The following is a 21,411-nucleotide window of genomic DNA, read 5'->3' as shown; positions in this document are numbered from 1 at the left end:
TCACCCCTTCGGGACCGGAACGAACACGTACACGCCCAACACATCCGGCGGGCTCTCGGCCCGGACGCCCAGCCCGCGCACCACGGCGCCGGATGCCGCGCGCACCCGCCGGTGCGAGGCCCGGAGCTTCTCGGAGAGCGCCTGCCCGTGGTCGTCCAGATGCGACTGCACCTGCGCCAGTTGGCCCAGCGCCGACGTGAGGTACTGGCCGGGGTTGCTGACGTTCCCCGACGGCGGGGCGTCGAGCAGGGCGCTGACCTCGTCGGGCTCCAGCCACGACAGGACGCCGTCGCGGGAGGTGAAGCCGAGGGTGGCGGCGTCCTCGGCCACGGCCGTCCGCTCCCCCGCGCGCGACGGCAGGGTGAGGTGGAATCGGTAGCGGACGAGCAGCAGCGTGGTGCGCGTGTCGATCGCAGCCGTCCGAACGACCGCGCAGCGGCGTGCGGGCCGGACGGCGGTGGGCAGGCTGGGATCGAGCGCTGACTCGAGCACGTAGGAGGCGATCGCCTCGACGGCGGCGTCCGTGCGGTGCAGCACGTTCTCGCCCTTGGCGACGGGGAAGTCACTCAGGAAGGTGAGTTGGCTTTCGCGGCCGGGTGGGAGGGCGTCCAGGAGGCCGCCGGGCAGTGGACCGATGGACGCGGTGAAGCCGCGCGGGGTCGTCTTGAGGGTGGCCTTGAGGGCTGTGAGCGCCTGCTTGGTGAAGGCGCGCACCTCGGCGTGCGTGCCGAGGTTGGCGCGGATCTCGGCAACCTCGGCGGCCACCTCATCCGGGTGGATGGCGCGCTGGGCGAACTTGGTGCGTGAGGCCTTCTCGCGCTCGGCGGCGGACTTCCACTCCTTGTCGAGCTCGACGGCCTTCGGGTCGTACTCGAAGTCGAGGGTGTCCTGGCGGTGATCGCTCCCCCGCAGGATCAAGCCCTCCATCAGCGCCTCCAGCACGGCGTCGCTGTTGTCGGGCACCGGAACCGACACGCCTGTCGCCTTCCGGATCGCCTCGTGCTTGCGGAGCAGGACGTCGAGGACAATGCCGTCGATCCGGTTGTCCTGGCCGTACAAGGTGATGGCACGGACTGTGTCGCGCCGCTGTCCGAACCGGTCGACGCGGCCCTCCCGCTGCTCGTGCCGGGTCGGGTTCCAGGCCAGGTCGTAGTGGACGACGGCCTGGAACTGGTCCTGCAGGTTGACGCCTTCGGACAGGCAGTCGGTGGCCACGAGCACGACCGGGCCGTCGGCGTCCGCCAGTTCGGCGATGCGTGCCACGCGCTCCGCGGGTGGCAGCATGCCGGTGACGCATGCGACGGTCGTGCCCTTGCCGAGCTTCTGGGTGAGGTGCTCGGCGACGTACTCGGCCGTATCGATGAACCGGCAGAACACGATCGGGGCGTAGGCGTCGGCGAGCAGCCCCTTGACCTGGGTAGTGATGGCGTCCAGCTTGCGGTCGCCGGCCTTCTCCAGTTCCTTCGCCCGCTTGAGGAAGCCCCTGAGTCGGCGCTGCTGCGGGGTTCCCGACTCGGTCGAGGCATCAGCGCCCGGCGCCACGTCGACCGATTCGAGGGTTTCGTCATCGGCCAGGTCGAGGACGGCCGAGCGGCCGAGGGCATCGGCCTCGGCAGCGTCCTCGCCGCCCAAGGCGGCGGAGCGCGTGGCCAGGGTTTGGGCGGCGGCCCGCGGCGAGGACGCCAGGGCGCGCAGCAGGGCAAGGACCGACCACCAGTTGATGCGCTGCTCGCGGGCGCCGTTGGCTGTGCTCACGGTCTCGCGGGCGTAGGCGATCACGTCGTCGAACAGGTCGCGGTAGGCGGGCGACAGCTTGTACGCCACTTCCTTGGACTGCCGGTCGGACGGAAACGGGGTCTCCTCATCCAGGAACTGGCGGATGTCGGCACGGCGCCGCTGCACCAGATGCCGGGCCAGCAGTTCGCGGCCCTTGGTCTGGTCGAGGTCGAGGTCGTGCAGCGCCGGGTCGAGCAGGCCGATCAGGTTGCGGAATGCCTCATCCTTGCCGCTGTGCGGGGTGGCGGTGACGAGCAGTAGGTGCCGGGAGGCGTCCTTGGCCAGCTCGCGGACCAGTTCGTAGCGCTGTGTGCGGGCCTTGCCGCCGAGCCCGCCGTCCGCCACGCAGGTGTGGGCCTCGTCCACGATGACCAGGTCGGGGCAGGTGCGCAGGAACTCGTTGCGTCGCCGGTCGGACTTGATGAAGTCGGTCGACACGACCGTGATCGGGAACCGCTCGAAGATGGACTCGTCCCCGATGCACTGGCGTTCAAGCCGGCGGACGGTGCTGGGCAGAACCAGCTCGGCCTCCAGGCCGAACTTGGCGCGCAGCTCGCTAGCCCACTGTTCGGCGAGGGCCGGGCTGCACAGGACCGCCAGCCTGCGGGCGTCCCCGATGGTCAGCAGTTCGGCGGCGATGAGGGACGCCTCGATGGTCTTGCCGATGCCGACGTCGTCGGCGATGAGCAGGCGGACGGTGTCCTGCCGCAGCGCCATCAGCAGGGGTACGAGCTGGTAGGCGCGCGGTTCGACAGCGATCCCGGCCAGCGACCGGAACGGGCCGGCACTGGATCGGAAACCGATCTGCAGGGCGCTGCGCAGCAGGCGGGCGCTCTCGTGGTCGCCCAATTCGTCGGCGGTGGGCGGCGGGAAGGACGCCGTCGTCACGGGCTCGATGGCCGGCAGCACGCCGGCGATGTCGTCGTCGGTGCCGCCCAGGGGACGCAGGACGAGGAAGTCGTCGGAACTGTCCGGCAGCACGACCCACTCGCGGCCCCGCGCCGCCACCAGACTCCCCACCGCAAAGGTCGTCACACCCGCCGTCCTTCCCCGAACACGTCCGCGCGCTCGCGGAGCTTGGCCAGCCAATCCTCATCGTGCGTGAACCGGACGAAGGAATACCCCGCGTCCAGAAGGCGCTCCTCCACCGCGGCGTCCTCGGCGGTCTTGTCCGACCGGTCGTGGACCGGACCGTCGATGAACACCGCCACCCCCGCCTCGGAGTACAGGAAGTCCGGCCGGCAACGCGCGGAATCCAGCAGCGGCTGCGCGGCATCCGGCAACCGGAAGTCGCCCGCCATCAGCACCTGCAGCCAGTCGCGCTCCAGATCAGTGTCGCAGGCGGCCAGCAGCTCGTCAGCGTGCTCGCCGCGCGGCAGCTCGGACGCCGACACGCTCGTCTGGGCGCTGGTGAACCGCAGCAGCAGGTCGCGGATCAGGTGACGGTCGATCGCGGTGTGCTCGAACTGGTTGCCGTAAGACAGCAGGCAGTCGTAGCACGCCTTCTCACAGCGCTCGCTGCCCGCCTCGGCCGTGCTGCGGTCCTCGCCGGTGTCCGGATCGAAGTGGGCGATCTCCAGGGCGGTGCGGGCAGCCAGCGCGAGCGCGTTCGACTCGGCCTGCAGGCGACGCAGGACGCCGGCTCCCCCTTCGGCGGACTCGGTGAACAGCATCCGGCCGCGGTGCTGGTCATCGGGCAGCGACTCGGTGGCCAACTCGGAGTCCTCCAACTGGAACGCCGCTTCGATGCCTCGCTCGAGTGCGTAGCGCAGGGTGGTGGCGACCTCGTCGGGGACGGAATTCGCCAGCCGCAGGACGAGGATGTTGCGGTTGTCCCGCACGTACGGGATCACCCGGACGCAGTTCGCCTCATCCGGGTCGGAATCACCGTCGTCGGCCTCGGCGTCGGCGCCGGCCTTGTCGGACAGCCACTGGCCCTTTACCGGGTCAAGGTAGAAGCCGACCTCGGTCGCGTCCTTGCGACGGCGACGCCCGCGGTTGGTGACCCGCACCTCGGCCGAGTCGCCGTAGGCCAGGTCGGCCAGCGGTGCGCCGTCGGCCAGCACCTCGGCACTGAGCTTGCCCGAGCGGGCACCGTGCTGGCTGAACCGGTAGGACGTCTGCAACTCGAAGCCGGCGCGGCGTCGCTCCTCCTCATCCGACGAGATCCGCTCCCGGCGACGGGTGTAGACGGTGGTCAACTGCATGAGGCCGTACGTGGTGGCGCCGAGTTCCTCGCCGCAGTTCTCGCACACATCCAGACCTGCGCGCCGGTCGTGGTGGTACCCGCACGCCTCGCAGCGGCGGGCCTCGGAGGTGTCCACGCTCGCCTGCCCCGACTGCGCCAGCGGCACCTGGACGCGGTTCACCTCATAGCGGGCGCCCTCGTGGTAGATCAGCGCACCCGGGCCGAACTCGGAGACCGCCAAGAAACGCGGACGCTGGATGTAGTCGCCGCCGTCACGCGAACCCACCCCTCCCCGGACCGCCGGGATGTAGGCGGCCAGCGGCAGCCTCGGGAAGCTGTAGCCGGGCAGGAAGCCCTCCGACGCGAAGTACCGGTAGGTGTAGAAGTCGGAGTGGCCCGACTCGTCGTCCTCGTTGCGGAGCAGCCGCAACTGGTTCTCCGCCTCGCGGCGGCGGGTGGTCGCGGCCTGGCGAGCGCGTGGAGATAGGTGGCTCTCCAGGACGATCCGGTTCTGGGCGTCCTGGTCGGCCAGCGCAGCCAGGTAGAGGCGGCGCCACCGGTCGCACGACTCGTCCAAGGTGCGCGGCGCGGCACGGACGACGTCGGCGACCCAGTCGTCCTGCCACCAGGCCGTGGCCCTGAGTTCGGGAAGCATCGGCTCGATGATCGCCTGCGCGTGCCGGGTGGCCCGCCGGATGGCGTCCGGGTCAGCGAACGCGCGCTCCTTCTCCGGCTTCATCACCAGCGACGGGGCCAGACCCTCGGCGTCCAGCAGGTCGGTCATCCGCGAGCCCAGCTTCTCGCCGGTCTCGGCAAGCCAGACCGCCTGGACGTGGCTTCGCAAGAGCGCTTCGTTCGCCAGGTCGAGCCGGGGGGCGGCGACCGAGCCGGCGACCATGTGCTGGGACCGTCGGAAGTAGTACTGGTCGTGGGAGTTGCCCGTCGCGCAGTACGTGAGCACCAGGGCCGGCTGCCCTGACCGGCCCGCCCGTCCCGAGCGTTGCGCGTAGTTCGCTGGCGTCGGCGGGACGTTGCGCAGGCCCACCGCGTTCAGGCTCGAGATGTCGACGCCCAGCTCCATCGTCGGCGAGCAGTACAGCAGCGGCAGCGTGCCCTTCCGGAAGGCGCGTTCGCGCTCCTCGCGCTCCGTGGGACCCACCTGGGCGGTGTGCTCCCGAGCCGACAGACCGCGGAGTTCGCGGGCCACCCCCTGATACAGGGTGCGGAAGAAGGCATTGACTCGGCCGCCGGTGTCGGCGTCCACCGTCTTGCGGATCGGGTCGGCGGCTGCGCTCGTGCCGTTCCCGGCGGACCAGACCAACGCGGACGCCTTCAGCCGGTAGCCGCGGCGTCCGAAGCTACCGTCGGCCTCGGTGAGGAGACCGGCTCGGGTAAGCACGCCGAGGATGTCCTGGATGATGCGCTGCGCATCGTCGGCGACGAGCTTGCCGGCATGGCCGGGGAATTGGTTCGGGCGGGACAGGTAGCGTCCCAGCGCGGAGCGGCCGGTCAGGTGCAGGTCGTTGCGGCCCCTGCCCGGCTGGCTGGGGAACGCGTACACGATGCCGACCGGGGCAACCATCTCGTTGGCAGGCACAGCCCACACGCCCGTGAGCTCCTGAGACGACTGACGCTTGACCCGCTCGAAGCCGAGTTCGGTCAGACAGTCGACGTCGACGGCGAGCACCTTCCGGAACTCGTCCAGGACGATCCGGCACAACTCCTCGCGATGCCCGTCCCGCGCATCCCGCAGCGGCTCCAAGGCGCTCGACCACAGCGACTGGTCGGCGGCGATCTCCGGCAGTGACTCGTAGCCCACGTGAAGCAGGCCGGTCTGCTCGAGGTTCGGCATGGTGATCCGCCAGCCGCGCTGCAGGTCGAGGTACAGCCGGTACTCCACCAGATCGCGCAGTGCCCGCTGAGTGCGCGTCTTGGCCGAGTACACGGCGTCCGGCGCGGCGGCGTAGTCGGCGAACTCCAGGCCCAAGGCGTCCACGACCTTGGCGGCGACACCCTCGTGGGTCAGACCCCGGGGAGCCGCCTTCATGGCGGCGTAGAGGGCCCCGCGGAGCTGGGCAACCTGCACGAAGTCGTTCAGGTGGCCAGCCTGCAGGCTGGCGTCCTGCCGGTTGTCGACGAAGGTCAGCAGCTTGCGAGCCTCGACCGGAAGCTCGGATTCAGGGACCTCACGCAGGGCGCGCACCAGGCTCGTCGACAGCACCGAGACCGCCGAACTGCGGCCCTCTGCGTCCAGGGTGATCAGCTTGGAGAAGTCGCGGCCGCGAGTCTGCTCGTAGCTGACCTGGCAGGACAAGCAGAACGTGAACGGTGACGGGATGAACGCAGCAGGCGACCCGCCCACGTCCACCCGGTGACCGGCGGTGTCGACACGCACCCGCTGAGGCAGGTAGCGAACCCTGTTGGCCAGCGGCAGGTTGTCGGGACCCACCCACGAGTCGGGCAGGCGACCCTCGGCGATCGGGTCGACCGGCCACGGTAGTTGCGTGGAGAGGTACAGGTAGCCATCTACCGCATCGCCTGCGGTGATGTCCCGGGACGCGCGTGGGGCGTAGGTGGTCTCGCCCTGCCTGGTGATCGCCTTGACGACGGCGTACTCCTGGCCGCACTCGCGGCAGAACGCCAGCGGGAACAGCAACTTCTCCGGGGCCGACGGGACGGCGACCTGGTATTTCGAGGTGATGAACCGGTCCTGCTCCGGCTCCAGGGACACGTGCAGCGTGTCGCCCTTGGACAGGAACTGATGCAGCCGGAACGCGAACAGGGGGCGTCCGGTCTCGGGGTGCCGGACCCGCGAGCCCTTCAGGAGGGCCTTCTGAATCGCATCGTGGCAGTCCTGCACCGGAAGGCCCGTCACCTCGGACAAGGCGGGGGCGGCATGCTCCCGCAGGCGGCGGGGCACCTGGCGGATCAGCAGGCCCGTCGCCTCTTCGGTGGCCAGGCCAAACGTCGTCTCGATCCACGACGCCAACGGAGATGCTGCCAGCCCGGCATAGTCGTCGGGCAGGTACCCGGACGTGACCGCCTGCTCCAGAACGGTGGCGTCGTGCCCGGCGTCCGCCGCCGTAGCCCGCGTGAGTGTTTCACCGATGACGTGCCCCGGGACCACCGTGGATCCGAAGATGCGAGTGGCGACCTCGGCGACCGTGCGCTTCTGGTCGAGCGTCGACCCGTCGCTGGACATCGTGGCGGACGTGCCCACGCACTGCAGGTGCGGCGACGAGCACGCCTCCCGGACGCGGCGCACCAGCATCGCCACGTCGGCGCCTTGGCGTCCGCGGTAGGTGTGCAGCTCGTCCAAGACGAGGAACTGCAACCCCTTCGCGGCCTTCACCAACCGGGCGCGCTCCTCAGGACGCGTCAGCACCAACTCGAGCATGACGTAGTTCGTCAACAGAATGTCCGGCGGATTCGCCAAGATCCGGTCGCGTTCCTCGCCCCGCTCCTGACCTGTGTAGCGGGCGAACGTGACAGGTTCGCGCCCATCACCGTAACCATTGCGCAGGAACTTCTCGAGTTCGCCGCGTTGCGAGTTGGCCAGCGCGTTCATCGGATACACGATGATCGCCTTCACCCCCGGCGTCCGGGGCTGCCGCAAGACGTGATCCACGATCGGGACGATGTACGCCAACGACTTGCCCGAACCCGTGCCTGTGGTGAGCACGTAGCTCTGGCCGGAACGCGCGACCTCGATGGCCTCACGCTGGTGGCGGTGCAGGGTGAAAGGTGCACTACCAAGGTCATCCACGTGCTGCTTCACCCGGAAGATACGGTCGCATTCGGGATGGAGGAGGCCCTCGCGGACCAGATCGTCGATCCGGCCGCCAGTCTCGAACGCGGGATTCAGCGAGATCCACGGCTCCGGCCACTGACGATCCCCATCGAGTTCGCGTTGGTAATGCTCCCTCAGCCGGGCGTCCTTGATGTCGATGGATGCCGTGGTGAAGGAGCGATAGTCGTCGATGACCTTGTCGCGCACACTGAAGACATCCACTGAAGTCAAACCCCCTTTGGCTCTTGGCACTCTATCCGGAGCGACGGGGGGATACCGGTGGCTCGCTGGCAGCCAGTCAACGGGGATGCCTGCAAGCCGGCCACCTGGATTCGCGTCGATGCAATTACGGCGACACGCGTGCCGAGACGTATTCGTCCCAAGCCGAACGCGAGCGAGGCACCACGTAGCTCAGCGCGATGAACGCGCCGATGATGATCGCCGACGGCCAGCGTCCGGCCTGTGCCTCGAGGATCACGGCGATGGTGCCGACGAGGATCCGGGTGTGCCACGCGAGCTGGACCAGTGGGATCCAGGCAAGGCGGCGTCCGATGGCGTGGGCGAGGCCGCGCACGAAATCCCACGGGATGGTCCAGAACGTCCAGAGCAGGTCGAAGCGGGTGTGGCCGTGGCGGAGGCGTCCGATGCCTTGGGCGATCAGGGCGGCCACCGTGTGCGCTGTGATCTGGTTGGTGCAGTAGGCGGCGACGACGTCCTTGCGCAGGAGGATGTGCTGGCGTCCGGCCGTGCTGACGGGCGGGCCGTGGCTGACGATCCGCAGCCGGAGGCCGTCGGCGTCCAACTGGTGGGTGGCGATCCGCCACGCCACTGCCAGCAGCGGCGCCTCGGCGGGAGTGGCACGACGGGCCCGGTGCAACGCCCGAACGGTGAGATCCTCGCCGAGCCCGACCGCGAGCACCACGGCGAAGATCAGGCCTCCGACCATGAGCACGAAGCCGGCGCCCGGCGGAAGCAGGGCGATGATCACCAACCACAGCAAGCTGGCGATGATCAGCTCGGGGACCACGACAGCGGCCTTGAGCAGCAGCCCCCAACAGCGGCTGCGCGCGGGCCTTGTCGTGATCGGGTCGCTCATCGCGGGTCGTCCTCGCCGTCGAAGAGGGTGGGATCCCCCTCGTCTTCGTCGTGGTAGCCCTGCTCGCTGATGGCAGCCTGCGCGGCTTCGAGGAGTTCGCCGAGTTCGGCGGCCTTCCGGAGGGCTTGGTTGAGCAGGAGGGTGGCCTCGAGGACCGAGTCGGCCGGGTCCCGAGCGTCGTAGACCCGGTACACCTCTAGCGACTTCTGGAGTCCGCGTGTCATCTGGGCCAAGGCCTGCGGCAGGAGGTGGCCGACGCCCTTGAGTTCGCCGAGGACGCGGTAGAGCGTGGGCGCCGGGATGGGGCCGTGGCCGGTCAGGTGGTTGATGGCTCGGATGGACTCGCGGGCCACCTCGGGCCAGCCGGCCACGTACTCACCCTGGTCGTCGTAGCCGACCAGGCAGCGGCCGTCGTGGATCAGGTTCTTGAGGTGGATGGTGGTGGTCATGGCTGGGGCTCCCCGGTGGGTGCCAGTCCGGCGAGGCGGGTGGCTTCCTTGAGGGTGGCTTCGCCGTCGATCCAAGTGACGACGTCGGTGAGGGTGAGCCCGTCGGTGAGCATCGCTCGGATGGCGGCGCCGGCTCGACGTTCCAGGGCGTCGCGTTCGGCGAGGGTGACGATCAGGGTGAGGGCGGCGGCGTCCAATCGCTTGTCCCGCTCGGCGGTCTTCGCGCGCCGGCGAGCCTGGGCGGCGACCGCCGCCTGCCGTGCTGCGCGCCGGATCGACTGATCTCCGGTCTTCGTGTCGGTCATGGTTTCGCTCCTGGGTGTGAGTCCTCTCACCATCCAGAAGTGAGCTGGAGGGCCCTCCGCGGACACCCGGCGGCCGCGAATTCCGCCGACTTCTCGCGAACCGGGTCGTGGCAGACTGACCGTCATCCAATCCGACCGGGAGGGGTTCACGTGGGATCGTTGGCCGACGCCGTGCTGCCCCTGGTCCGCACCCGGACCGATCTGCACCGCTGGAGCGCCGCCAACAGCTACGGCCAGGGCGTCCACCAGGCGGTCGCCCTGCTGCGCGCTGCCGCACACACGCAGCCGGCGGCCGAGGTGTTGCCGGTGACCCAGCGTGCGCTGGCGACCGCGTTGAAGGCGATCGCCCGCGCGGACGACTCCAGCGGCATCATCGGCGACGCGATCAAGGACCTCCTCGCCCTGCACGCCGACCTCACCAACGCCGCGCCTCCCCCACCGGCCCGGCTGGTGGCCTGGATGATCGACTTCCAGTTCGACGGCGTCGTCGACTACTTCACCCTGGACCCCGCCGCTTACGGGCCGGCGCTCGGCGACCGCGGGATGGCCCTGTACAAGACCAGGCTCGCCGAGATCGCCGCTTCGGTGGGTCCCGCCCCGACCGAAGCGGAAGAACATGCGTTGTGGCTGCAGCGGACGGCCGACCCGACCGGGTGGGAGCAGCAGGCGGGGCTGCGGCATGCCCGGTTCGTGCTGGAGTGCAACGCCCAGCGGCTGGCGGTCTGGGATCGGGATCTCGACGCGATCATCACCACCCATGCCCGTGACCGGAAGGTCGCCGCCTGGCTGGAGGACACCGCCGAGGCGTTTGCCGAGATCGGCGAGACCGACCTCGCGATCGACTGGGCACGCCAGGCAACCTTCTTCGACCGGGGCCACCAGTCGGTCCACGCTGCCCGCCTGTGGTGCCGGCTGCTGGCCGAGCACCGGCCGGCCGAGGAACTCACCGCCAGGCTGGCGGTGTTCGACCGGTGGCCGACCGCTACCCACGCCGACGGCGTCCGTGCCGCTGCCGGCCAGGCGTGGCCCGAGCACCGAGAGCGCGTGATGGACGCGCTGAACCAGCGGCCGGCCGAGGCCGTGTCGTTCGCCTTGCACTCCTTGGACGACGTCGAGTTGGCGTGGGAGTTGGCCCACTCGCTCGGTCTGGACGAGCCCGGCCTGTGGGGAACCCTGGCTGACCGGTACGAGAAGGTCGATCCGCTCGCAGTCGTGCCGATCCACACTCGGCAGGTGCTCGATCATCTTGAGCACGCCGATGCCCAGCACTACCGGGCCGCGGCCCGGAAGCTCGCCCACCTGCGCGCGCTCACCCGCGACACCGAGGTGGCCGACGGCGTCGACGCGCTGGTCGCCGACCTGCGGGAGGCCCACCGCCGACGCCCGCGGTTGCAGCAGGAGTTCACCCGGGCTGGTCTGCCCTGACCTGTGGATCCTCGACTTCCTGCTGGACGGGAATGAGGAGCCAGCCGGCCAGGAGTTGGAGGCTGGCCTCGCCGGGGGCGTCCGAGACAGCGACCCTGCCCCACCACGTGCCATCGACGCCGGTGACCCAGGCGACCAGTAGTCCGGCCTGGCGTCCCGACGGGGTCTGCACCCACACGTGACGGGCCGGATCCACCGGACGCTCGGGGGGCTTGGGCTTCATGGCCGCCAAGCGTTCGCCGAGCGTCCCGAACTCCGAACCGATCCTGGACGACACATGGCTGAAGATAACCGCGCACTCTGACGTTCCTTCACCTGTGGCGCTGACCGACCTCGCTACGACACTGCGCGTTCGGTGTCGTGGGGTGCGTCCCGGTAGCGCAGTCCGGGAGGGCCATTGACAGGCGGGGGCGTCCACTCCGCCTCGGAGTCGAGTTCGGCGACGTCAGCTTCCTCAGCCGGGGTCGCGGCCCATGCGTGGGGCCGAACTCGGCGACCAACGCCGCAACCGATGGCGGGCCCCGGGAGTTGCTCATCATCACGTCGTAGCCCTGCGCCACCGCGAGCCGAGCCAGTTGCGAGCCGATGTGTCCGGAACCGCTGAAACCGATCGTCGTCACGCCCCAGCAGCCACGCAATGAACCGCAGCCTTCCCGCGCGGCACCGACACTCGACCCGCCCTCAGTCACGACCGACCCAACGGCGGCCAATGTCCCTCCCGATTGTCCCGACGTCCTCATGTGGCACACACCTAGTGCACCCAGGTCGGGACTGTCCCAGAACGCGTCGCACCAATTTTCTCCGGAAGTGTCCCTGGAGAGGCTCAGAAATCACTTCTGGAGGGTGTGATGAGCTTGCACAAGATCACCGCCGGATCGGGGTACGACTACCTGACCCGGCAGGTCGCCGTGCAGGACACCACCGAGAAGGGCCACCTCGGACTGGCCTCCTACTACACCGAACGCGGCGAAACCCCCGGCCAATGGCTGGGCTCCGGGATGGTCGGCATCGATGGTTTGGATGCCGGCGATGTGGTGACCGCCGAGCAGATGCAGAACCTGTTCGGCGCTGGCTTGCACCCGCTCGCCCAGCAGCGGATGGACGCCCTCCACGGGCCGGGCCTCACCGAGGCCGACTACCTGGCGGTGTCGCGGCTGGGGTCGCCGTTCAAGATCCACGCGAACGACGTGTCCCCGTTCCGCGTTGAGGTCGCCAAACGGCTCGCCGCGCTCAACTTGTTGGAGGGGGCGCCGGCGCGCTCGGCGGTCGCCGCCGACGAACGCGCCAGGATCCGCACCGAGGTGGGGCGGGAGTTCTTCCGCGCCGAGTTCGGCCGCGACCCCGTCGACGCGCGCGAGCTCGCCGGGTTGATCGCGAAGCTGTCCCGGCCGCAAACCACTGCGATCGCTGGCTTCGACCTGACCTTCTCACCGGTCAAGAGCGTGTCGACCCTGTGGGCGCTCGCCGACCCGCACACCGCGGCGATCATCGAACGCGCCCACCACGCAGCCATCGCCGACGCCCTCAAGCTGATCGAGGACCACGCCCTGTTCACCAGGACCGGCGCGAAGGGCGTCCGTCAGGTCAACGTCCGGGGGCTGGTTGCGGCAGCGTTTACCCACCGGGATTCGCGGGCAGGTGACCCGGACCTGCACACCCACGTCGCCGTGGCGAACAAGGTGCAGACCCTGGACGGTCGTTGGTTGTCGATCGACGGCCGGGTGTTGTTCAAGGCGAAGGTCACCGCGTCCGAGACCTACAACACCGCCTTGGAACGGCACTTGGCGGACGCGTTGGGGGTCCAGTTCGTCGACCGCACTACCCAAGCTGGACGCCGTCCCGTCCGCGAGATCGACGGCGTCGACCCCGCCCTGAACCGGCGCTGGTCCGCCCGTCGGCGCAGCATCGAGCAGCGCCAAGCCGAGCTGGCTTCCGAGTTCCAGGCCGCGCACGGGCGTCCGCCGACCGCGATCGAAACCCTCGCGCTGGCGCAGCAGGCGAACCTCGAGACCCGGCAGGACAAGCACGAACCCCGCACCCTCACCGAACAACGCACCGCGTGGCGCACCCAAGCCGAGCAGGTCTTGGGCGGACCGGACGGCATCCGGCGGATGATCCACACCGCCCTCCACCCCACCCGCTTCGCGGGTCCGATGCTGGATGACGCGTGGTTCACGGGCACGGCGGCGTCCATCGTGGCGACTGTGGAGGGGTCGCGGGCGACGTGGCAGTCCTGGCACGTGCGCGCCGAAGCCCAACGCCGCGCCCGAACCGCCAACGTCCCCACCACGCTGTTGCAGGCGACCGTGGACCGGCTCGTCGCCGTCGCGCTCGCCGAACACTCGACGCCGCTGGCTGTCCCGGACGACGGCGTCCGCGAGCCGGCGGTGTTGCGGCGGGTGGATGGGCAGTCGGTGTACACGGTCGCGGGGGCCGAGTTGTTCACGTCGCCGCGGATCCTCGCCGCCGAACAGCGGCTCGTGGACGCCGCCGCCCGCCGCGATGGAATGGTCGTCGACGAGGCCACCATCGCCGTCGCCCTCCTCGAAAGCACCGCGAACGGGGTCGAGTTGAACGCCGGGCAGGTCGCCCTCGTCCGGGCGATGGCCGGCTCCGGCGCCCGCGTCCAGGTCGCGATCGCCCCCGCCGGCTCGGGGAAGACCACCGCGATGCGGGCCCTCGCGACGGCGTGGACCGAAGCCGGCGGCACCGTGTTGGGCCTCGCACCGTCCGCAGCGGCAGCGGCCGCGCTCGGGGCGCAGATCGACTCCCACACCGACACCCTCGCCAAACTCACCTGGTCGATCGACCACCAGCAACTGCCCGACTGGGCCGCCCAGATCGGCCCGAAGACGCTCGTGGTGATCGACGAAGCCGGGATGGCCGACACCCTCAGCTTGGACGCCGCCGTGGCCCACATCCTGGCGCGCGGGGGCAGCGTCCGGCTCATCGGCGACGACCAACAACTCGCCGCGATCGGCGCCGGCGGCGTCCTACGGGACATCGCCACCAGCCACGGCGCCGCCCGGCTGAACGAACTCGTCCGCTTCGCCGACCCCGCCGAAGGCGGCGCCAGCCTCGCCCTGCGCGACGGGCAGACCGAAGCATTGGGCTTCTACCTCGACCGGCAACGGGTTCACGTCGGTGACCTGGCGACCATCACCAACCAGGTGTTCGACGCCTGGCAAGCCGACCGCACCGCCGGGTTGGACACGATCATGCTCGCCCCCACCCGCGACCTGGTCGCCGAACTCAACACCCGCGCCCGCACCCACCGCCTCCACGACAGGGCGCCGGGGCGTGAGGTGGAGCTCGCCGATGGGCTCACGGCGTCGATCGGGGATGTGATCATCACCCGCACCAACGACCGCCGCCTCCGGGTCAGCCCCACCGACTGGGTCAAGAACGGTGACCGCTGGACCATCACCGGCATCACCCCCACAGGCAGCGTCCGCGCCCTCCACACCCGCAGCCACCTCAGCGTGATGCTGGATGCCGACTATGTGGCCGCGTCGGTGGAACTCGGCTACGCGTCCACCGTGCACACCGCCCAAGGCGTGTCCGTCGACACGATGCACGGCGTGGCCACCGGCACCGAAGGCCGCCAACAGCTGTACACGATGCTCACCCGCGGCCGGCACGCCAACCACGTCTACCTCCAGGTCGTCGGCGACGGCGACCCCCACACGCTGATCCACCCCGACACCGTCCGGCCGCCGACCGCCACCGACATCCTCGAACAGATCCTCGCCCGCGACACCGCCCCCACCTCCGCCACATCGCTGCAACAGCAACTCGAAGACCCGCGGCTCCGGCTCGGACAAGCCGTCGCCCGGTACGCCGACGCCCTCACGGTGGCCGCCGAAGACCTCGCCGGTGACCTCGCCGTCCGCGCCCTGGAACGCCAGGTCGACCAGATCCTGCCCGGCGTCCCGTGGTGCGACGCCTGGCCAGCACTCCGCGCCCACCTGCTGCTGATCGCCGCCGACGGCCACGACCCCCTCACCGAACTCCGCACCGTCGCCGCCAGAACTGACCTCACCGGCGCCACCGATCCCGCGGCCGTCCTCGGCTGGCGCCTCGACCCAACCGGACTCCGCAACACCACCCCAGGCCCCCTGCCGTGGCTGCCCAGCGTCCCCAGCCGGCTCCGCGAACACCCCGAATGGGGCACCCACCTCGGAGCGCGGGCCCGCCTGGTCGCCGACCTTGCCGACACCGTCAACCAGCAAGCGCTCACCCCCAGAACCGGACACCGGCGTGGCTGGCGTCCTGCCTCGGGCAGCCGACCGGGCAGACGATCGCCGACCTCACCGTGTGGCGGGCCGCCATGAACGTGCCGGACACCGACCTCCGACCCACCGGCGAACGGCAATTCCCCACCGCAGCCGCCCGCTGGCAACGCCACCTCGACCACCGGCTCACCGGCGACCACCAGCCCGCCATGGCGGAATGGGGACCCCTCCTCCACCAGCTGGCCCCCCACACCACCGGCGATGCTTTCACCCCCATGCTCGCCAGCCGCCTCGCGCAACTCTCGGCGTCCGGCCTGGACGCCCGCCGTCTGCTGCTCACCGCGGCGAGCGAAGGGAACCTGCCCGACGACCACCCGGCCGCAGCCCTGTGGTGGCGGATCGCCCGCCACCTCACCCCCGCCGTCACCGGCGCCCTCGACACCGACCAACCCCTCACCCCCGCGTGGACCGGATCCCTCGCCGACACCGTGGGCGCGGACCGGGCCGCCGAACTCCAAGCCAGCCGCTGGTGGCCCGCCCTCGTCACCGCCGTCGACCACGGCATCCGCCAAGGCTGGATGCCCGGCGACCTGCTCACCAGCACCCCGGCCGGGCACGGTCAGGTCGACGCGTGCCTTGCTCTGGTGTGGCGAATCTCGATGCTCACCCACCCGCCCACAGCCGCGGACGGCTCGGACGAAGGCGTGCCGGACCCCGACGGCGAACCCCCGCCGACCTGTGGGACGGCTACCAGCCCACCAACCCGATCCTCATCGGCGACCCGCACGAACTCGCCCCCACCGTGGCCGTCGACCCGATCGAGCCTGTCGCGTCCGTCGCCGATGCTGACGATGAGGGCCCGAGCCTGGCGTGGGAGGCGATGATCCGGGAGTCCCTCGGCGTACCCGAACCCACCAGCCACGACCTCGAGAAGATGCTCGCCCGCGCGGACGCGTGGCGCGACAGCCCCCACACCCCCGAACGCCTCGCCGAGGTGAATCGGCTCACCGCCGACTACTACCAGGCCTGCTACCCCGACTCGTGGGCCCAGCCCTACCTCGCGGAACGGTTCGGCGTCGACCTCACCGGCCACCCCGACCTGCAACCCGGCTACGCCCCCGCTGGCTGGACCACCCTCGTCACCCACCTCCGTCGCCAAGGGATTTCGGACGCCGAAATGCTCGCCTCCGGGGTCGCTACCACCGCCTCCACCGGCCGACTCATCGACCGCTTCCGCGACCGGGCGGTCTTCCCGATCCGCCACGACGGCATCGTTCTCGGGTTCGTCGGACGCCGCCACCCCCAACGCACCGACGACCACGCCGGCCCCAAGTACCTCAACACCGGCGAAACGTTGCTGTTCCACAAGGGCGACCAACTCTTCACGACCGGGTCGCTTCCCCCCGACGTGACCCCCGTCATCGTCGAAGGCCCGATGGACGCAATCGCCGTCACCCTCGCCACCGGCGGCACCTACGTCGGCGTCGCACCCCTCGGCACCTCCCTCACCGACGACCAAGCCGCCCAACTACGCCAGCACGGTCATCGGACGCCGATCGTCGCCACCGACGCCGACCTCGCAGGACGCGTCGCCGCCGAACGCGACTACTGGATGCTCACCCCCTACGGCCACGACCCGCGCCACGCCGAACTTCCCGACGGCACAGATCCCGCCGACCTGGTGGCCACGGGACGCGGCGAGGTTCTCGCCGAAGCGCTCGCCAACGCGAGGCCCCTCGCCGACCGACTCGTCGACGAACGCTTCGTCCACCTCCCCGCCAACGAAGCCGCCCTCGAAGCCCTCCGCGTCACCGCCGCCACCCCACCCGAACGCTGGGAAACCGGCACCCAGGACATCGCCGAACGCCTCGACCTCCCCGCCAGCGTGATCCGCACCGCGTTGAAGGACGTGGTCGCCGCATGGAACCGTGACCCCCGCGCCGCCGCTGAAGCACCCCTGCGGGACATCAACCAGGTCAAGACCCGCCTCGCCCGCGACACCAGCGGCCTAGCCGAAATCGTGAAAACACCCATCGGCGGCGGCGCTACCCACGAACGCCAGGCCGGGGCCCGGCGCGTCACACCCCGCCTCGGCTGGGACCGCTAAGGGCCGCACCGGCGTCCCCCAGCCGCTTGGCCTGGATCAGCACGTCTTCGACAATGAGCGGGACGTCAGGCAGCGGGATCACACACCCGATCACGGACGTAACCCTCGCTCCACCCTCGGGGGATCAAGAGGCTGCGGGAGCACGCCGCAGGGCACCACACCAACGACGCGGGAGGATTGAAGGCCGAACGGAACGCGACACGCTCGGGGCACGCACCTGGACATGTGACTTTTTGAGGAATATCATTCTCAACATGACCTTGGGCCCCACGAACTGCAGGCGCTGCACAGAGTCGCCGACTGGATTCGCGACGAGATCGAGGAGAGCGGCTACTTGGTCACGAAGGCTACAGGCCTACACCCTGCGTTCGATGAGACCGACGAGATCGCCAGCGCCATGGTCCGAAGCCTCGTCGTGGTTGGCGCACGCCAAGGCGCTCGTGCCGCCGGGCTTACGCCAACCCGGGCTCACAACGGCTGGGACTTGGTCTGGTCGGAGCCGGGCACCTACCGGAAGTACCGAATCAAGAAGGCGAGGAAGGGCCGGGCCGGCGTCTTCGAGATGTTGGTTGGCACCAACTCCGCGTTGACGAAGACTGTCCCCGAGTCGCTGATCGGGGAAGAGCAATGGGTCTTGGGCTACACCGTTTCAACCGACCAGGCGATCCAGGACGTGTTCGCAGCCAAGATCCTCGGCGTCACCGAACACAAGGTTCCTCAACTTGTGCTCGGAAGCACGGTGTTGCTCGGGTCGGGCGGGACGCCTCCCCGTGGTGGCAAGTTCACGTCCGATGATGAGGACTTCTTGCCGGGGTTCGGCGACCAGGATCTCGACCACGACAGAGCGGCCGGTTCCGCAGCATGAGCCGCGGATCGATCATGAGTCGGGACATTGGAGAGCGGGTTCGACTGCTCCGCGTTGCCAGCGGACGATCTCAGACCGCACTCAGCGAGTCACTCGGACTCAAGGGAAACACGATCGTGTCCAAGGTCGAAACGGGCCGCATGCCTGTCGACCGAGAACTCGCTGCCTCCTTTGCCTCGGCACTTGACTGCTCGGTTGAGTTCCTCATGCGTCCCTACGAACCGGGTCTAGCGACGAAGCCCTGGCTCCGCGCCTACGCTGACGCGTCCGCCAAGGTTGTCGAACAGGTCCTCGGGGACAACCTCTTGGCTCACGAGTTCATGTCCTGGTCCAGGATGCAATGGGTCCCTGACATCTTGCCTCTATTCGACGGTGATCCCAACGACGAGGACGCCATTGAATCCTTTGCAGACCACGTGCGCAGCATCGCGGACATCCCAGAAGGTGACGTTGTCAGGAACGCGGTCCGCGCCACCGAGCGGCTCGGGTGCATCGTCCTCCCGCTCGACTCAGAACTCGGTCGGCATCTTGGCCTATCGCAGCGCGTCAACGGTCGGCCCTTTATTCGGCTTAGCCGTGCTTGGAACACAGACCACTCGCACCACGTCCCTGGAGATCGCCAGAGGTTCACCGTCTCCCACGAACTCGGCCACTTGGCGCTGCACGCTGAGGTCCCGCCACCGATGACACCTGAGGAGGCCAAGCGCCTCGAGAAGCAGGCTCATCGATTCGCTGCCGCATTCCTAGCTCCTGCGGGGCCCCTACTGGAGGACTGGGCAAGTCTGGGCGGCAGAGTGACTCTGAGCGTGCTGCAACAGCTCAAAGCCAGGTGGGGTGTCGCGATCAAGATGCTCGTGGTGCGTTTCCGACAGCTCGGAGTCATCGACGAAGACCATTCCCGGAGCCTCTACAGACAGATCTCCGCAAGGGGCTGGAACACGGCAGAGCCGGTCGAAGTGTCGAACGAGACACCCATCTGGCTCGACAAGGCCCTCGAGAAGGCCTTCCCGCGAGTCACTAGGGATCAAACCCTCAGCGCTGCTGCCGAACACTACGGAGTAGCTGCTTTCCACCTCGCCCGCTGGACCCTGTGGGAGGTTCCACCGGAAGTTCCCACGATCATTCCCCGCGCGGACACCCAGGCCCGCGAACCACATCCTGAGGTCAACGCCGGCAAGTTGATCCAGATGCGTCCCAGGGGCCAACGGCAGCAAGGCGGAATCTGGTGAGCGTCGCAACACCTGAGCTTGAGGAGTTGCGATGGGACGTCGGGGACCGGCGCCGGAGTACGCCAAGCGGGAGCGTCTGGGCCGGCTCCTGGCCGATGGGGTGTCGCTGTCGGAGGCGGCTCGCCAGGTCGGGGTGAACCGGAAGACGGCGAAACGGTGGCGCAACGGCAGGTCGATCCGGTATCCAGACGGTCGTGTGTTGAAGTTGCCACCCGTGATCACCACGACGATGCCCAAGTCGTACTCGACGCGCTACTTGTCCGAGGACGAGCGGATCCGGCTGGCCGACCTGAAGCGGACCAATGAGTGTGTCAACTCGACTTGGCTCCACCGGCCCTGTCATTTCCAAGATGGCCAAGCACGCCCAGATCGCCGACCAACTCGGCATCAAGGTGTACTTCTGCGACGCCCACTCGCCGTGGCAACGCCCCACGAACGAGAACACCAACGGTCGTGCTCCGCCACTACTTCCCCAAGGGGAGCGACCTCAGCGTCCACAGCGCTGAGTGTGTCAACTCGACTTGGCTCCACCGGGACGGGCCCTGTCATGAGGAATTGTCAAATCCTGTGGATGGGTTGATTAGGCGGCGTTCGGTTGGGGGTCCGATTGGTCGGGTCGTTCGACCTGTTTGCCGTTGGTGAAGGGGACGCCGGCGCGGACGAGCGCGACCAGGTGGGGTGCGTTCACCATGCGCCACCGGGCCTGGGCGGCTTCGATGAGCTTGAACGCCATCGCTATGCCAGCGGCTCTCGAGCCGGGGCCCTTGGTGACGCGTTGACGTAGCCGGACGGTCGCGAACGTCGACTCGATCGGGTTCGTGGTCCGCAGATGGACCCAGTGCTCGGCCGGGTAGTCGTAGAACGCGAGGAGCACGTCGAGGTCGTCGGTGATCTTCGCGGCTGCTTTGGGCCACTTGGCGCCGTACTCGGCGGCGAACGCCTTGGCCGCCGTCTGGGCGTGGGTCTTGTCTTCGGCGTTGTAGATCTCGGCGAGGGCCTTCTTCGCGTTCGGGTGGGCCGACTTCGGCAGGGCGGCCAGGACGTTGCCAGTCTTGTGGAACCAGCAGCGTTGTTCCTTGGTGTCGGGGAACACGTCCCGGACGGCCCGCCAGAATCCGAGGGCACCGTCCTCGGCGGCCAGCACGGGAGCCCGCATCCCGCGGCGTTTGCAGTCGCGGAGCAGGTCCGCCCATGATTCCGACGACTCCCGGAACCCGTCGGCGAGCGCGATCAGCTCCTTGTGGCCATCGGCGCGGACCCCGATCATCACCAGCAGGCAGATCTTGTCCTGCTCCAAGCGGACCTTCACGTGGATCCCGTCGACCCACACGTACACGTAGTCGACGTCACGCAGGCTGCGCTTACCGAACGCGTCCGCCTCGTCTTGCCACTGGCCGGTGAGCCGGGTGATCGTCGCCGCAGACAGGCCGGCCGCCGACCCGCAGAACTGCTCCAACGCCGGCGCGAAGTCGCCACTGGACAGGCCGTGCAGGTACAACAAGGGCAGCACGTCCGCGACCTGCGGCGACTTACGTGCCAACGCGGGCAGGATCGCCGACGCGAACCGCATCCGCTGCCCGGTCGCCTCATCGATGCGCTTGTCGTTGACCCGGGGTGCCTGGACCGGCACCGCCCCCGCAGCGGTGGCCACCTCACGGGCCGCGTGGGAGCCGTTACGGACCACCAGCCGGTGCCCGTGTTCGTCGACCTGGTCGGCGTGCAGCTCGATGTAGGCGGCCACCTCGGCCTGCAACGCCGCAGCGAGCATCCGCCGGGCCCCCTCGCGAGCCAACTCGTCCAGCATCGACCCACCCACCCCGCCGGGGTGTGTTGATTGGCCTCGTTCCCGTCGGGGACTACCGTAAGCATGGGCGTACCTTCCCGAACCAGCGCGTCAACGCCGGTCCTGATCAGAGCTACTTGGACTTCAGATCATCCCCGGGAAG

General features: G+C 69.3%; 14 protein-coding genes and 2 pseudogenes. 8 read left to right on the top strand and 8 right to left on the bottom strand.

What is annotated here, in order from left to right; genetic code table 11:
- The 5 genes from G7070_RS08165 to G7070_RS08145 all read right to left on the bottom strand — a co-directional run bounded on the left by G7070_RS08165 (position 1) and on the right by G7070_RS08145 (position 9,604).
- Complete coding sequence (locus tag G7070_RS08165) at positions 1–2,811, bottom strand: DUF8741 domain-containing protein (RefSeq protein WP_166233331.1); 2,811 nt, start codon at positions 2,809–2,811, stop codon at positions 1–3.
- Positions 2,808–7,976 carry a DEAD/DEAH box helicase gene (locus G7070_RS08160; protein ID WP_166233330.1) on the bottom strand — a complete coding sequence of 1,723 codons (5,169 nt, stop codon included), beginning with the start codon at positions 7,974–7,976 and terminating at the stop codon, positions 2,808–2,810. Before G7070_RS08160 ends, G7070_RS08165 begins: the two co-directional genes overlap by 4 nt.
- Positions 7,977–8,100: 124 nt before the next feature.
- Positions 8,101–8,850 (bottom strand): hypothetical protein, encoded by a 750-nt coding sequence (locus G7070_RS08155; RefSeq protein WP_166233329.1) that lies wholly within the window; start codon positions 8,848–8,850, stop codon positions 8,101–8,103.
- Positions 8,847–9,299, bottom strand: coding sequence for a hypothetical protein (locus G7070_RS08150; protein WP_166233328.1), 453 nt, complete (start codon positions 9,297–9,299; stop codon positions 8,847–8,849). The genes G7070_RS08155 and G7070_RS08150 overlap by 4 nt, the downstream gene beginning before the upstream one ends.
- Positions 9,296–9,604 carry a hypothetical protein gene (locus tag G7070_RS08145; protein WP_166233327.1) on the bottom strand — a complete coding sequence of 103 codons (309 nt, stop codon included), beginning with the start codon at positions 9,602–9,604 and terminating at the stop codon, positions 9,296–9,298. The genes G7070_RS08150 and G7070_RS08145 overlap by 4 nt, the downstream gene beginning before the upstream one ends.
- A gap of 39 nt (positions 9,605–9,643) precedes the next feature.
- Between G7070_RS08145 and G7070_RS08140 the strand changes: the two genes are divergently transcribed.
- On the top strand, positions 9,644–11,029 hold the full coding sequence (locus G7070_RS08140; protein ID WP_246227537.1) for a DUF6880 family protein: 1,386 nt from the start codon (positions 9,644–9,646) through the stop codon (positions 11,027–11,029).
- Here G7070_RS08140 and G7070_RS08135 read toward each other — a convergent pair.
- Positions 11,007–11,252, bottom strand: a complete 246-nt coding sequence (locus G7070_RS08135; RefSeq protein ID WP_166233326.1) for a hypothetical protein — start codon at positions 11,250–11,252, stop codon at positions 11,007–11,009. The genes G7070_RS08140 and G7070_RS08135 overlap by 23 nt on opposite strands.
- 88 nt (positions 11,253–11,340) lie before the next feature.
- Positions 11,341–11,769 (bottom strand): NAD(P)-binding domain-containing protein, encoded by a 429-nt coding sequence (locus tag G7070_RS19855; RefSeq protein WP_431977924.1) that lies wholly within the window; start codon positions 11,767–11,769, stop codon positions 11,341–11,343.
- Positions 11,770–11,877: 108 nt separating this feature from the next.
- Here G7070_RS19855 and mobF point away from each other — a divergent pair, with 108 nt between their 5' ends.
- The 7 genes and pseudogenes from mobF to G7070_RS18555 all read left to right on the top strand — a co-directional run.
- Positions 11,878–15,363: a MobF family relaxase gene (gene mobF / locus G7070_RS18570; protein WP_246227534.1), complete on the top strand. Its 3,486-nt coding sequence runs from the start codon at positions 11,878–11,880 to the stop codon at positions 15,361–15,363.
- The gene (locus tag G7070_RS18565) at positions 15,360–16,148 is read left to right on the top strand and encodes a hypothetical protein (protein ID WP_246227531.1); all 789 of its coding nucleotides are present in this window, start codon (positions 15,360–15,362) and stop codon (positions 16,146–16,148) included. The genes mobF and G7070_RS18565 overlap by 4 nt, the downstream gene beginning before the upstream one ends.
- Positions 16,067–17,371: a toprim domain-containing protein gene (locus G7070_RS18560; RefSeq protein WP_246227519.1), complete on the top strand. Its 1,305-nt coding sequence runs from the start codon at positions 16,067–16,069 to the stop codon at positions 17,369–17,371. The genes G7070_RS18565 and G7070_RS18560 overlap by 82 nt, the downstream gene beginning before the upstream one ends.
- Positions 17,372–17,705: 334 nt before the next feature.
- On the top strand, positions 17,706–18,236 hold the full coding sequence (locus tag G7070_RS08120; RefSeq protein ID WP_166233325.1) for a hypothetical protein: 531 nt from the start codon (positions 17,706–17,708) through the stop codon (positions 18,234–18,236).
- A complete protein-coding gene (locus G7070_RS08115; RefSeq protein ID WP_348981493.1) occupies positions 18,233–19,465 on the top strand; it encodes a helix-turn-helix domain-containing protein in 1,233 nt (410 codons plus the stop codon). Before G7070_RS08120 ends, G7070_RS08115 begins: the two co-directional genes overlap by 4 nt.
- A gap of 31 nt (positions 19,466–19,496) precedes the next feature.
- A pseudogene (locus G7070_RS19850) lies at positions 19,497–19,619 on the top strand (IS30 family transposase); the annotation flags it as partial.
- Positions 19,620–19,815: 196 nt separating this feature from the next.
- Positions 19,816–19,972, top strand: a pseudogene (locus G7070_RS18555) (IS30 family transposase); the annotation flags it as partial.
- Between the two features lie 73 nt (positions 19,973–20,045).
- Here G7070_RS18555 and G7070_RS08110 read toward each other — a convergent pair.
- Entirely contained in the window at positions 20,046–21,269 is a 1,224-nt protein-coding gene (locus G7070_RS08110) for an IS256 family transposase (RefSeq protein ID WP_166233323.1), read from the bottom strand.
- Positions 21,270–21,411 lie beyond the last annotated feature (142 nt).

Origin of the sequence: Propioniciclava coleopterorum, assembly GCF_011393335.1 — a bacterium.
In the GTDB taxonomy this organism is placed as follows: Bacteria; Actinomycetota; Actinomycetes; order Propionibacteriales; family Propionibacteriaceae; genus Propioniciclava; species Propioniciclava coleopterorum.
The sequence above is the reverse complement of the archived record's forward strand: the minus strand, read 5'-3'. Positions and strand labels throughout refer to the sequence as shown.